Here is a 12274-nt window from a genome sequence, read left to right as displayed (position 1 = left end):
GCTGTTCCGCGATGGCACAGGCTGCCGACTGCGGCGTTGGGAGGCGGGGGTTTCGTAGAATCGCGCCCATGATCCAAGCCAAGCAGGAACTGCTCGCCGCCCTGGGCGAGGCCATCCACTCCCTCAGCCCCGAGGCCGCCCTGGCCCCGGCCTTCGAATCGCCCAAGCAGGCCAGCCATGGCGACCTGGCCTGTACGGCCGCCATGCAGCTGGCGCGGCCGCTGAAGGCCAACCCGCGCGCGCTGGCCGAGCAGCTGATCCAGAAGCTGCAGGCCAGTCCGGCCTTCGAGCGCTGGGTCTCGGCGATGGAGATCGCCGGCCCGGGCTTCATCAATATCCGCCTCAAGGATGCCGCCAAGCAGGCGGTCGTCGCCGAGGTGCTGGGCACCGGCAGCCATTTCGGCGACCGTCCGGCAACCGGCAAGCACGTGATGATCGAGTTCGTCTCGGCCAACCCGACCGGCCCGCTGCATGTGGGCCATGCCCGCCAGGCCGCGCTGGGTGATGCGATCTGCTCGCTGCTCAAGACCCAGGGCCACGATGTGACCCGGGAGTTCTACTACAACGACGCTGGCGTGCAGATCGCCACGCTGGCCCACTCCACGCAGTTGCGGCTCAAGGGCTTCAAGCCGGGCGACGCCTGCTGGCCCACCGATCCTGACAATCCCGAGAGCAAGAAGTTCTACAACGGCGACTACATCCAGGACATCGCCGACGCCTTCCTGCGCAAGGAAACCGTCAAGGCCGATGACCGTGAGTTCACTGCCTCGGGCGATGTCGAGGACCTCGACGGCATTCGCCAGTTCGCCGTGGCCTATCTGCGTCACGAACAGGATCTGGACCTGCAGGCCTTCGGCCTCAAGTTCGACAACTACTTCCTTGAATCCAGCGTCTATGCCAACGGCCAGCTCGAAGCCGCGGTGCAGCGCATGATCGACAGCGACAAGACCTACGAGAAGGACGGCGCACTGTGGTTCCGCTCGACGGACTATGGCGACGACCAGGACCGGGTGATGCGCAAGCGCGAGGGCGGCTTCACCTATTTCGTGCCGGACGTGGCCTACCACGTCAACAAGTTCGGCCGCGGCTACACCCAGTGCATCAACATCCAGGGCACCGACCACCACGGCACCATCGCCCGCGTTCGCGGCGGCTTGCAGGCGCAGAACCTGGGCATTCCGCAGGGCTTCCCGGACTACATCCTGCACAAGATGGTCACGGTCATGAGGAACGGCGAGGAGGTCAAGATCTCCAAGCGCGCCGGCTCCTACGTGACCCTGCGCGATCTGATCGACTGGACCAGCCGTGACGCCGTGCGCTTCTTCCTGATCAGCCGCAAGGCCGACACGGAGTTCACCTTCGACGTGGACCTGGCCCTGAAGCAGAACGACGAGAACCCGGTCTTCTACGTGCAGTACGCCCATGCGCGCATCTGCTCCGTGATCCGCAAGTGGGCCGAGCAGGGCGGCGACGAAGCCGGCCTGGCCGGTGCCGACCTGAGCCTGCTGACGGCCCCTACCGAGGCCGCCCTCATGCTCAAGCTGGCCGACTACCCCCGCATGCTGTCCAGCGCTGCGCAAGACCTGGCCCCGCATGACGTGGCCTTCTACCTGCGCGATCTCTCCGGCGCCTATCACAGCTACTACGCCGCCGAGCGCGTGCTGGACCAGGCTCCCGAGCTGACCCGCGCTCGCGTGGCCCTGCTGGCGGCCACTCGGCAGGTGATCCGCAATGCGCTGGCGGTGCTGGGCGTCAGCGCCCCGGAAGTCATGGCGCGCGAGGCAGCGGCCTGACGTCCGCCTTGACCGGTCGGCGGACCTAGAATCCGCCGCGTTGAAGGGTCGGTCCCGGGTGGGGCCGCGAGCATGGAGATGGCATGAGCAAGGCTGAAGCTGGCAAGCAGCGCGGTGGATTTGTCCTGGGGCTGATCGTGGGCCTGCTGCTGGGTCTGGCGATCGCGCTGGGCGTGGCGCTCTACATCACCAAGGTGCCCATCCCCTTCGTCAACAAGGTGCCGCAGCGCACGGCCGAGCAGGACGCCGAGGAGGCTGCCCGCAACAAGAACTGGGACCCCAACGCCCCCTTGGCAGGCAAGGCTGCGCGCAGCGCCAGCGGTGTGCTGAGCCCCGCGGCACCGGCCTCCACGCCCCTGCCGCAGGAGGCGGTGCGGCCGCCGGAGAAGGCGACCGACAAGCCCGTCGACAAGCCCGTCGAAAAGACGACCGACAAGCCCGTCGACAAGGTCATGGAAAAGGTGGCCGAGAAGACCGCGGAGAAAGCCGCTGCCGATGCCGGCAGCCTGTACTACGTTCAGGTGGGGGCCTTTCTCAAGGCTGAAGACGCCGAGGCGCAGCGCGCCAAGCTGGCCATGGCCGGCTTCGCGTCCAAGGTCTACGAGAAAGAGCAGTCGGGTCGCACCGTCTATCGCGTGCGCATCGGCCCGCTGGAGAACCGCGACGAGGCCGAAGGGCAGCGCAGCAAGGTCGAGGCCGCCGGCATGGAGGCCAATCTGGCCCGTGTCGCACGCTGACAGGCGGCCGGTGGATACCATCGATTCCAGGAGATCGTCATGAGCATCAAGCGCCGTGATTTCACTGCCGCAGCCGGCCTGGCTGGGTTGAACCTGCCCCTCGTCGCCCTGGCCCAGGGTGGGCCGGTCGAGGGCCGCCACTACCAGAAGCTCCAGCAGCCGCTGCCCACCATGCCCGGCAAGATCGAGGTGGTGGAGTTCTTCTGGTACGGCTGCCCGCACTGTTATGTCTTTGAGCCTGCCCTGTCGGTGTGGACGGCCCAGCTGCCGCCTGACGTCGCTTTCCGCAAGTGCCATGTGCTGTTCCGTCCGAACATGCGCGTGCACCAGCGCACCTTCTTCGCGCTGGAGGCCCTGGGCAAGGAGGCCGAACTGCGGGGCAAGATCTTTGACGCCATTCACCGCCAGAACCAGCGCCTGGATGAACTGGACGCCATGACCGCCTTCGTGGCCAGGCATGGCGTCGATGCGGCCAAGTTCAAGGACACCTTCGGCTCCTTCGGCGTCGACAACAAGTGCCGCCAGGCCGACAAGCTGGCCGAAGCCTTCCGCATCGAAGGCGTGCCCTCCGTGGGTATTGCGGGTCGCTACCTGACCTCCCCTGCCATGGCAGGTGCCGGCCAGCGCATCGACGAGGAGCAGAGCGTGCTGCGTGCACTGGGCGTCATGGACTATCTGGTCAAGCGGGTCCGCCAGGGCGTCTGAGCCGCGACATTCCCTGCGCCAAGCCCCCGGCCATGGGGGCTGGCAAGAGCCGCCTCGTGGCAGAATGGTCTGCAAGAACCGTGCCTTGGCGCGCGGCGTCTGCGGGCGCCCAAGCTGCCGGGCCGTGCAACCCCTGAACTTCCGTCCGAGCGCTGTATGACTGCCACCGGCTTGCGAGCCTCCGCCCTGCTGTGCCTGTCCCTGTCGACGGGACTGATGGGCATGACCCCGGCCCACGCGGCGCGGGACGATGCCAACAAGCCACTGAGCGTCAGTGCCGAGAAGGGCGGGCGCCTGGACGTGGTGCGCCAGCGGACCGAACTCAACGGCAACGTCATCCTCAGCCGCGGCAGCATGCAGCTGAAGGCCGAGCGCATGGACATCCAGGAGGGGGCTGACGGCTTCTACCTGGCCTATGCCCAGGGCGAGACCGGCAAGCCCGTCAGCTTCCGCCAGGACCGCGACGTGGCCGGCGAGTCCATCCAGGGCTATGCCGACCAGCTCGAGTACGACGGCCGAGCCGATACCGTGCGCTTCATCGGCAATGCCGTGGTGCGCCGCATGCGCGGCACGGTGGTGGTGGACGAGGTCAGCGGCGCCGTCATCGTCTATGACAACCGCACCGAGGTCTTCGGCGTGGAGGGCGGGCAGGGCGCCCTGCAGCCCAATGGTCGGGTCCGTCTGGTGATGAGCCCGCGCGGCAGTGCCTCGGCGCCTGCGCCGGCCGCTTCCACGCCTTCCCTGCAGCTGCAACCCAGCCCCGGTCTGCAGCCCCAGCGCAAGACGCCATGAACCAGCGCCCCGCCCTCGAAGCCGGGCCGCCCAGCCGCCTGGAGGCCGAAGGCCTGCAGAAGAGCTACGGCGTGCGCAAGGTCGTCAAGGACGTGCACCTGGCTGTCAACAGCGGCGAGGTGGTCGGCCTGCTGGGACCCAACGGCGCCGGCAAGACCACCAGCTTCTACATGATTGTGGGCCTGGTGCGTGCCGATGCCGGCGAGATCCGCATCGATGGCCGGCCGGTCCAGCGCCTGCCCATCCACCAGCGCTCCCGCCTGGGCCTGAGCTACCTGCCCCAGGAAGCCTCCATCTTTCGCAAGCTCAGCGTGGAGGAGAACATCCGCGCCGTGCTGGAGCTGCAGCAGGACGAGCACGGCAAGTCCTGGCCCGAGTCCCGGGTGCACGAGGTGCTGGAGAGCCTGCTCGCAGACCTCAGCATCGAGAAGCTGCGCGACAGCCCGGCGCCGGCCCTGTCGGGGGGCGAGCGCCGCCGCGTGGAGATCGCGCGTGCCCTGGCTACCCAGCCGCGCTTCATCCTGCTGGATGAGCCCTTCGCGGGCGTGGACCCCATCGCGGTGCTGGAGATCCAGCGCATCATCGGCTTCCTGAAGGCACGCGGCATCGGGGTGCTGATCACTGACCACAATGTGCGCGAGACCCTGGGCATCTGCGACCGCGCCTACATCATCAGCGAGGGCCGCGTGCTGGCCGAGGGGCAGCCGGACGAGATCGTCCAGAACCCCGAGGTCCGCAAGGTCTATCTGGGCGAACACTTCCGCATGTAAGGGCGGCCGCCGATGAAGCCCTCCCTGCAGGTCCGCCTGTCCCAGCATCTCTCGCTGACGCCCCAGCTTCAGCAGAGCATCCGGCTGCTGCAGCTCTCGACCCTGGAGCTGAACCAGGAGGTCGAGCAGATGCTGGCCCAGAACCCGCTGCTGGAGACCGAGGAAGAGTTCGAGACCCGCCAGGAAGCTCCACGCGCAGAGCTGCAGGCGCCTGCTGGCAATGCTGCCGACGAAGGCACGGGGGGCGAGGAAGGCGGTGAAGCGCTGGGCGAGATGCGGGCCGAGGACTTTGGCACCACCGAGCGCGAGGACTGGGAGAACGGCACGGAGGGCGACGACTTCGACGGCATCCGCGAGCTGCCCAGCGGCAATGCCGCGCCCAGCGACGATGGCGAGGACCGCGCAGACACCGACGCCGGCAGCATCAGCCTGCAGGAGCATCTGCAGGCGCAGATGGCGGGCATGACCCTTGGGGACGAAGACCGGGCCGCCCTGCTGGTGCTGATCGAGTCCCTGAACGAGGACGGCTACCTGGAGGACTCGCTGGAAGAGATCGCCAGCAGCCTCAATCCGGAAGGCGACCCCGAGGCGCAGGACGAGCTGCTGGACCGCCTGCGCTGCGCGCTGAAATGGCTGCAGAGCCTGGAGCCGGCCGGCGTGGGGGCGCGCGATCTTTCCGAGTGCCTGGTGCTGCAGCTGCGCGCGCAGCCGCGCAGCCAGGTTCAGGCGGTGGCCATCCTGATCTGCAAGCAGCACCTGGAACTGCTGGCGCGGCGCGACCTGCGCCGCCTGGGCTCGCTGACGGGCGCCGACGAGCCCCTGCTGCGCGAGGCACAGGCCTTGATCGCCCGACTGGAGCCCAAGCCTGGCCGCCCCTTTGCCCGCAGCGTGGCGCAGGCAGTGATTCCTGACGTCATCGTGCAGAAGTCGGGCCGCGGATTCCGGGTGATGATCAACCCCGAGGTGGCGCCCAAGCTGCGCATCAACGAGCTGTATGCGCAGGCCTTGCGGCAGACCCGCGGGGGCGTCACCAACTCGCCGCTGGGCGGCCAACTGCAGGAGGCGCGCTGGTTCATCAAGAACATCCAGCAGCGCTTTGACACCATCCTGCGCGTCTCCGAGGCCATCGTGGAACGCCAGAAGGGCTTCTTCACCCACGGCGAGCTGGCCATGAAGCCCCTGGTGCTGCGCGAGATCGCCGACGAACTCAGCCTGCACGAATCCACCATCTCCCGGGTGACCACCGCCAAGTACATGGCCACGCCCTGGGGGACCTTCGAGCTCAAGTACTTCTTCGGCTCCGGTCTGGCGACGGAGACAGGCGGCAATGCCTCCAGCACGGCGGTGCGGGCCCTGATCAAGCAGTTCGTCGCGGCCGAGGACCCGAAGAAGCCGCTGTCCGACAGCGCCCTGGCCAGCATGCTGGAGGAGCAGGGCATCCAGGTGGCGCGGCGCACGGTGGCCAAATACCGCGAGGCCCTGAAGATCGCGCCGGCCAATATGCGCAAGACCTGACCCTTGTTGGCCCCCTGCCCTACGGAGATGCCTCATCCATGGACCAGCTCAAGGCGATGCGAGTGTTTGCCCGGGTCATCGACGAGGGCAGCTTCGCCGGCGCCGCGCGGGCCCTGGACCTGGCGCCGGCCGTCGTGACCCGCCTGGTGGCCGACCTGGAGGAGCACCTGGGCGCCCGGCTGCTGAACCGCACCACCCGCCGCCTGGCCCTGACCGAGGTGGGCGAGGCCTATCTGGAGCGTTGCCGCCGCGTGCTGATGGAGCTGGAGGATGCCCAGGCCCTGGTGCAGTCCGCCACTCATGAGGCACGTGGCCATGTGCGCGTGCTGGTGCCGCCGGCCATCGCGGTGCACCAACTGGCCAAGCACCTGGCCCGCTTCCATCAGCAGTACCCGCATGTGACCCTGGAGCTGCACTCGCCGGGCCCGGTGACCCAGATCGACGAGGCCTTCGACATCAGCATCCTCAGCACCAAGGAACCGCTGCAGGGGGACTTCGTCGCCCGACGCCTGGCACGCACCGAGGTCATTCTCTGTGCCGCGCCCGAGTATCTGCAGCGCCGCGGCCGGCCCCAGCATCCGCAGGAGCTGCATCAGCACGATGTGCTGGTGCCGCCCATGGCCATCCAGCAGCGCGGCATCGTCTTCGTGCGGGGCCGGCGTGAGGCGCCCGACGAGCGCATCGAGGGCGAATGCCGCCGCGGCGTGCTGACCACCGGCCACAACGACACCAACTACGCCGCTGCCCTGCACGGCCTGGGCGTCGCCGCCCTGCCTTCCTTCATGATCGAGGACGCGCTGATGGAGCACGCGCTGGAGCGCGTGTTGCCGCTGTGGCGGCTGCAGAGCTATGACATCTGGGCCGCCATGCCCTCGCGCAAGTTCCTGCCGGCCCGCACGCGGGTCTTCCTGGACTTCCTGGTCAGCGTCTTCGGCGGCCAGGATCATGACCCCTGGCTGGAAGCCGCGGGGTGCGCCACCCGCTGATCCTGGCCCCGAGGCCGATCAGCGCAGGCTGAAACCGTCCTGCACCAGGTCGCCGCGCAGGTCCTGCAGCAGATGCGTCAGCGGGGACAGCTCCACATAGCGCGTGCTGACTTTGATCGCGTAGGCGAACAGGCGCGGCAGGTCCTCGGCGTAGCGGGGTTTGCCGTCGCGGTGCTTGAGGCGGCAGAAGATGCCCAGGATCTTCAGGTGACGCTGCAGGCCGCACCATTCGATGCGGCGCCAGACCTCGCCGAAGTCGTCGCCGATGGGAACGCCAGCGCGGCGCGCCTGCTCCCAGTAGCGGATGGCCCAGTCCAGCTCGCGCTCCTCGTCCCAGGAGATGAAGGCGTCGCGCAGCAGGGAGGCGATGTCGTAGCAGAGCGGGCCGCGCACCATGTCCTGGAAGTCCAGGATGCCGGGCAGGGGCTCGCAGACCATCAGGTTGCGCACCATGTAGTCGCGGTGCATGGCCACCAGGGGCTGATCCAGCATGTTGCGCACCAGGGCCTTGCAGCTCATCTCCCACCAGGCCTGCTGCTGCTCGGTCCACTGGCGTCCGTATTCCTTGAGCACGCACCAGTCGACGAAGATCTGCAGCTCGCGGCGCACGAAGGCCTCGTCATAGGCCGGCAGAGCGCTCGCATCGGCGCGGGACTGCCATTGCACCAGGGCGCCGATGGCCGCGCGCATCAGGCGGTCCGCCTCCCTGGGTTCGGCCTGCAGCAGGGCCTGCAGATAGGGTGTGTTGCCCAGGTCCTCCAGCAGCATGAAGCCAAGCTCGGTCGAGCTGGCCAGCACCTGGGGGGCATGCAGGCCAGCCTGGCGCAGCTGCTCGCCGACCTGCAGGAAGGGGCGCAGGTCGTTGCTGGCTGGCGGGGCGTCCATCAGCACCAAGGGGCCCTGGGCAGCGTCCAGGCGCAGGTAGCGGCGGGTGCTGGCGTCCTCGCTGGCCGGCCGCAGGGTGCCGGCGCGCAGGCCGAGGGCGGGGTCCAAGCCTTGCAGCCAGTGGTGCAGGAGCTCGGCACGGGCAGGATCGGGCCAGGAGACAGTGGACATGTGCGATTGCTGATCAGGGCAGCGCACAGCGCTGCAGGCGGAAGGGGAGGCGGGCCGGTCCCTGCCCAATCCCTGCCTGATGGCAGGGGGGCGCGGCGGCCGGCTCATGGATAATGAATTCTACAAACCGCCGTCATGGCGAGCGCCGGCCTGCCCCGCAGGCTGCCACTCCACCTCGAACGATGCCGTCGCCGTGCTGCGTCCCGCTCCCGTCCTGCTGCCCTCTCTGCCCCCCTTGCGCTCCCTGCTCGTCCTGACGCCATTGGCGTTGGCGGCCATGGGTGTGGGTGCACAGACCCTCGATCCCGAGGCCATCCCGCCACGCCTGAAGCCTGCTCGCAGCCTGGACGCGGTGCGCCACGGTGGTGTCGAGCAGAAGCCTGCCCTGGTGCTGGAGGCCGAGTCGCTCAAGAGCCAGCTGGATGCCCAGACCCTCGCCCAGGGGCAGGTCCGCCTGCGCTACGGCGACCTGCTGCTGCGTGCAGACCAGCTCAGCTATGACCAGGTGAAGGACCTTGCCCGTGCCGAGGGCTCCGTGGAGGTCAGTCGCAACGGCACCGTCGTGCGCGGGCCCAGCCTGCAGCTGTACCTGGAGAGGTTCGAGGGCGAGTTCCTCTCGCCGCAGTACAGCTTCGCGCTGACCGGCGGCAGCGGCCGCGCTCAGCGCCTGCGCTTCATCGACGCCTCGCATGTGCAGGCCGATGGGGCGACCTACTCCAGCTGCCCCGTCGAGGAAGGCAGCGGACGACCGGCCTGGCAGCTCACGACCAAGCAGCTGCGCATGAACTTCGATGCCAACGAGGGCGTGGCCGAGGACGCCGTGCTGCGCTTCTACGGTGTGCCCATCCTGGCTGCTCCGGCGCTGAGCTTCCCTCTGGGCGAGGGGCGCAAGTCGGGCTGGCTGCCGCCCAATATGGGCCTGGACAACCGCAGCGGCTTCGAGCTGGGTCTGCCCTACTACTGGAACATCGCGCCGCAGCGCGACGCCACCCTCACGCCCTTCTTCATGACACGCCGCGGGGCGGGCCTGGACAGCGAGTTCCGCTACCTGGAAACGGGCCATGCCGGCCAGCTGAACCTGGCCTGGCTGCCGCGCGACCGCATCATCGATCGCAGCCGCTGGGACCTGCGCCTGAGTCACGACGGCGAACTCATGGACGACTGGCGCTATCGCTGGCGCCTGGAGCGCGTCTCGGATGACGAATACTGGAAAGACATGCCCCGGCGCCTGCAGAACGTGCCGCAGCGCCTGCTGCCGGCCGATTTCAGCCTGAGCCGCCTGCGCAGCCATGGCTGGGGCGAGATGCAGACCTACGTGCGCGTGCAGCGCTGGCAGGCCTTGCAGGGCCTGGACGAGACCGCACAGTTCGAGACGCCCTACCAGCGCTCCCCGCAGGTGGGCCTGCGGCTCAATACCCAGGCCGACGACCTGGTGCTGGGCGGTTTCCGCCCTTGGGGGCGCCGCGCTCGTCTTGAGGGCGGGCTGGAGCTGGAATACAACCGCTTCGACCTGGCCACCGCGGCGCTGCCGCAAGGCCAGAACACTGGCGAGCGCGTGCACCTGCTGGGCCATGTAAGCCTGCCCATGGGCGGTGCTGCCTGGTGGCTGGTGCCCAAGCTCTCGCTCAACGCCGCGCGCTATCGCCTGGATCAGCCCGTGGCTGACGGCCGGACCAAGCTGGGCCGCAGCATCCCGACCTTCAGCCTGGACCATGGCTGGGTCTTCGAGCGCAACACGACCCTGTTCGACCGCGCCATGCAGCAGAGCCTGGAGCCCCGCCTGCTGTATGTGCGCACGCCCTATCGCCAGCAGGACCTCTTCCCGCGCTTCGACAGCGCCGCCAAGGACTTCAACGCTGACTCCATCTACGCCGAGAACCAGTTCTCCGGCGTGGACCGCGTGTCTGATGCCCATTCACTGACGGCAGGAGTGACCTCGCGCTGGCTGGATGCCGCGCAGGGCGAGGAGATGCTGCGCCTGGGCCTGGTGCAGCGCTTTCTGTTCGCGGACCAGCGTGTGACGCCGGACGACAAGCCGGTGTCGCAGCGGGTGTCCGACGTCCTGCTCCTGGGCGCCGCCCATCTGGACCGACGCTGGTGGATGGATGGTGCCTTGCAGTACAGCCCCGAGGCCGGCCGGACCATGCGCTCGGTGCTGCGTGCCCGCTACGCACCTGGGCCCTTCCGCACGGTCAGCGTGGCCTACCGCCTGGCGCGCGAGCAGAGCGAGCAGGTGGAGCTGGCCTGGCAATGGCCGCTGTTCGGTGCCTCCGACCGCCCACAGCGCCGCAGCAGCAGCGCCGGCAGCTGCAGCGGCGCCTGGTACAGCGCGGGTCGCATCCAGTACAGCATGCGGGACCGGCGCCTCACCGACTCGGTGGTGGGCTTCGAGTACGACGCCGGCTGCTGGGTGCTGCGCGTGGGTGCAGAGCGCCTCTCCGCGGGACGCGCCGAGACCAACACGCGGCTGCTGCTGCAGATCGAGCTGGTGGGCCTCTCCCAGCTGGGTTCCAATGCGCTCAAGGTCTTGAAGGACAATATCCCCGGTTACCGTCAGCTGAGCTCAGACCGCTCGGCCAGCTCTCATGGCATCTATGACTGATCTGTCCCTACGCACTCTTCTTGTCGTCGGCCTTTGCGCCGGCGTGCTGCCCCTGGCCTCGGCCCAGTCCGGTGCCAGTCGCATCAAGCCCGGGGACCACATCGCCGTGGTGGTGAACCAGGACGTCGTGGCCGCCAGCGAGATCACGCTGCGGGCCGAGCGCGCGCGTGCCGAGGCGCGGCGGCGCGGCGAGGCCAATCCTGACATGGAGGCGCTGCGCAAGCAGGCCATGGAGGCGCTGATCGAGGAGCGCGCGATGGTGACCCTGGCGCGCGAGACCGGCCAGCGGGTGGATGAGCCCGAGCTGGATCGTGTGGTGGCCAATGTGGCCACGCAGAACAAGCTGACCATGCCCGAGCTGAAGGAGCGTCTCAAGGCCGACGGCATGGACTTCAAGACCTTCCGCGAGAACCTGCGCGACCAGATGCTCATGGAACGGGTCCGCGAGCGGGAAGTGCAGAAGCGCATCAGCATCAACGACGGCGACATCGACCGCTACCTGGAGGAACGCCAGGCCAAGGCGGACAGCAATCCCCAGCTGAACATCGCCCAGGTGCTGGTGCCCATTCCGGAGAAGAGCACGCAGGCCCAGGTGGCCGAGCGCCTGGCTCGCGCCGAGACCGCCCTGGCGCGCATCAAGGCCGGCGAGGATTTCGCCAGAATTGCGCGCGAGTTCTCCGAGGATGCCAACAAGGACCGCGGCGGCGAGGTGGGCCTGCGACAGGCGGAGCGCCTGCCGGACGTTTTTGTCGATGCCGTGCGGGAACTCAAGCCGGGCCAGGTCAATCCGCGCCTGATCCGTTCGGAAGTGGGTGTCCATATCATCAAGCTGCTGGCTCGGGAGGCAGCGGCCAATCCCAACATCATCACCCAGACCCATTCGCGCCACGTGCTGCTGCGCCCCTCGCAGCAGTTGACGCCCGAGGTGGCGGCTCGCCGCCTGCAGGAGTTCAAGCGAGCCATCGAGGCTGGACAGACCAGCTTCGAGCAGGTGGCCCGGGACAACTCCGAGGATGGCAGCGCGCCCAATGGCGGCGACCTGGGCTGGGTGAGTCCGGGTGCTTTCGTGCCCGAGTTCGAGGAAGCGATGAACGCGCTGCCGCTGAACGGCATCTCCGGTCCGGTGATGTCCCGCTACGGGGTGCACATGATCCAGGTGCTGGAGCGCCGCCAGGTCGAGCTGGAGCCCAAGCAGCTGCGCGAGCAGGCGCGAGTCGCCCTGCGCGAGCGCCGCTACGAGGATGCCTACAAGGACTGGCTGAAGGAGTTGCGCGCCAACGCCTTCATCGAGATGCGCGAGTGGCAGTGAGCGAAGGCG

General features: G+C 68.4%; 10 protein-coding genes. 9 read left to right on the top strand and 1 reads right to left on the bottom strand.

What is annotated here, in order from left to right:
* The first annotated feature begins 68 nt into the window (after window positions 1-68).
* The 7 genes from argS (at window position 69) to ACS5PK_RS14665 (ending at window position 7298) form a co-directional block, all read left to right on the top strand.
* Window positions 69-1793, top strand: coding sequence for an arginine--tRNA ligase (argS, locus tag ACS5PK_RS14695; RefSeq protein WP_439441004.1), 1725 nt, complete (start codon window positions 69-71; stop codon window positions 1791-1793).
* An 83-nt stretch (window positions 1794-1876) separates the two neighbouring features.
* A complete protein-coding gene (locus ACS5PK_RS14690; RefSeq protein ID WP_439441003.1) occupies window positions 1877-2530 on the top strand; it encodes an SPOR domain-containing protein in 654 nt (217 codons plus the stop codon).
* Between the two features lie 39 nt (window positions 2531-2569).
* Complete coding sequence (locus ACS5PK_RS14685; protein ID WP_439441002.1) at window positions 2570-3235, top strand: thiol:disulfide interchange protein DsbA/DsbL; 666 nt, start codon at window positions 2570-2572, stop codon at window positions 3233-3235.
* Window positions 3236-3391: 156 nt separating this feature from the next.
* Window positions 3392-4027, top strand: coding sequence for a lipopolysaccharide transport periplasmic protein LptA (gene lptA, locus ACS5PK_RS14680; RefSeq protein WP_439441001.1), 636 nt, complete (start codon window positions 3392-3394; stop codon window positions 4025-4027).
* Complete coding sequence (gene lptB / locus ACS5PK_RS14675) at window positions 4024-4797, top strand: LPS export ABC transporter ATP-binding protein (RefSeq protein ID WP_439441000.1); 774 nt, start codon at window positions 4024-4026, stop codon at window positions 4795-4797. Before lptA ends, lptB begins: the two co-directional genes overlap by 4 nt.
* Window positions 4798-4809: 12 nt before the next feature.
* Entirely contained in the window at window positions 4810-6312 is a 1503-nt protein-coding gene (locus ACS5PK_RS14670; RefSeq protein WP_439440999.1) for an RNA polymerase factor sigma-54, read from the top strand.
* A gap of 38 nt (window positions 6313-6350) precedes the next feature.
* Entirely contained in the window at window positions 6351-7298 is a 948-nt protein-coding gene (locus tag ACS5PK_RS14665) for a LysR family transcriptional regulator (RefSeq protein WP_439440998.1), read from the top strand.
* 18 nt (window positions 7299-7316) lie between these two features.
* On the opposite strand, the gene ACS5PK_RS14660 is transcribed toward ACS5PK_RS14665, so the two are convergent.
* A complete protein-coding gene (locus ACS5PK_RS14660; RefSeq protein WP_439440997.1) occupies window positions 7317-8354 on the bottom strand; it encodes an aminoglycoside phosphotransferase family protein in 1038 nt (345 codons plus the stop codon).
* 106 nt (window positions 8355-8460) lie between these two features.
* On the opposite strand from ACS5PK_RS14660, the gene ACS5PK_RS14655 reads away from it, so the two are divergent.
* Window positions 8461-10956, top strand: coding sequence for an LPS-assembly protein LptD (locus ACS5PK_RS14655; protein WP_439440996.1), 2496 nt, complete (start codon window positions 8461-8463; stop codon window positions 10954-10956).
* Window positions 10949-12265, top strand: a complete 1317-nt coding sequence (locus ACS5PK_RS14650; protein WP_439440995.1) for a peptidylprolyl isomerase — start codon at window positions 10949-10951, stop codon at window positions 12263-12265. Before ACS5PK_RS14655 ends, ACS5PK_RS14650 begins: the two co-directional genes overlap by 8 nt.
* Window positions 12266-12274 lie beyond the last annotated feature (9 nt).

This window comes from Roseateles sp. DB2 (assembly GCF_051857535.1).
Taxonomy (GTDB): domain Bacteria; phylum Pseudomonadota; class Gammaproteobacteria; order Burkholderiales; family Burkholderiaceae_C; genus Roseateles_B.
This window is presented reverse-complemented; position numbering and strand designations above follow the sequence as displayed.

Excerpts from the sequence above, each read along its gene's own strand:
- ACS5PK_RS14650 (WP_439440995.1), top strand. The coding sequence starts at position 10,949 with ATGACTGATCTGTCCCTACGCACTCTTCTTGTCGTCGGCCTTTGCGCC.
- ACS5PK_RS14685 (WP_439441002.1), top strand. The coding sequence starts at position 2,570 with ATGAGCATCAAGCGCCGTGATTTCACTGCCGCAGCCGGCCTGGCTGGG.
- ACS5PK_RS14655 (WP_439440996.1), top strand. The coding sequence starts at position 8,461 with ATGGATAATGAATTCTACAAACCGCCGTCATGGCGAGCGCCGGCCTGC.
- lptA (WP_439441001.1), top strand. The coding sequence starts at position 3,392 with ATGACTGCCACCGGCTTGCGAGCCTCCGCCCTGCTGTGCCTGTCCCTG.
- ACS5PK_RS14670 (WP_439440999.1), top strand. The coding sequence starts at position 4,810 with ATGAAGCCCTCCCTGCAGGTCCGCCTGTCCCAGCATCTCTCGCTGACG.
- ACS5PK_RS14690 (WP_439441003.1), top strand. The coding sequence starts at position 1,877 with ATGAGCAAGGCTGAAGCTGGCAAGCAGCGCGGTGGATTTGTCCTGGGG.
- ACS5PK_RS14665 (WP_439440998.1), top strand. The coding sequence starts at position 6,351 with ATGGACCAGCTCAAGGCGATGCGAGTGTTTGCCCGGGTCATCGACGAG.
- ACS5PK_RS14660 (WP_439440997.1), bottom strand. The coding sequence starts at position 8,354 with ATGTCCACTGTCTCCTGGCCCGATCCTGCCCGTGCCGAGCTCCTGCAC.
- argS (WP_439441004.1), top strand. The coding sequence starts at position 69 with ATGATCCAAGCCAAGCAGGAACTGCTCGCCGCCCTGGGCGAGGCCATC.
- lptB (WP_439441000.1), top strand. The coding sequence starts at position 4,024 with ATGAACCAGCGCCCCGCCCTCGAAGCCGGGCCGCCCAGCCGCCTGGAG.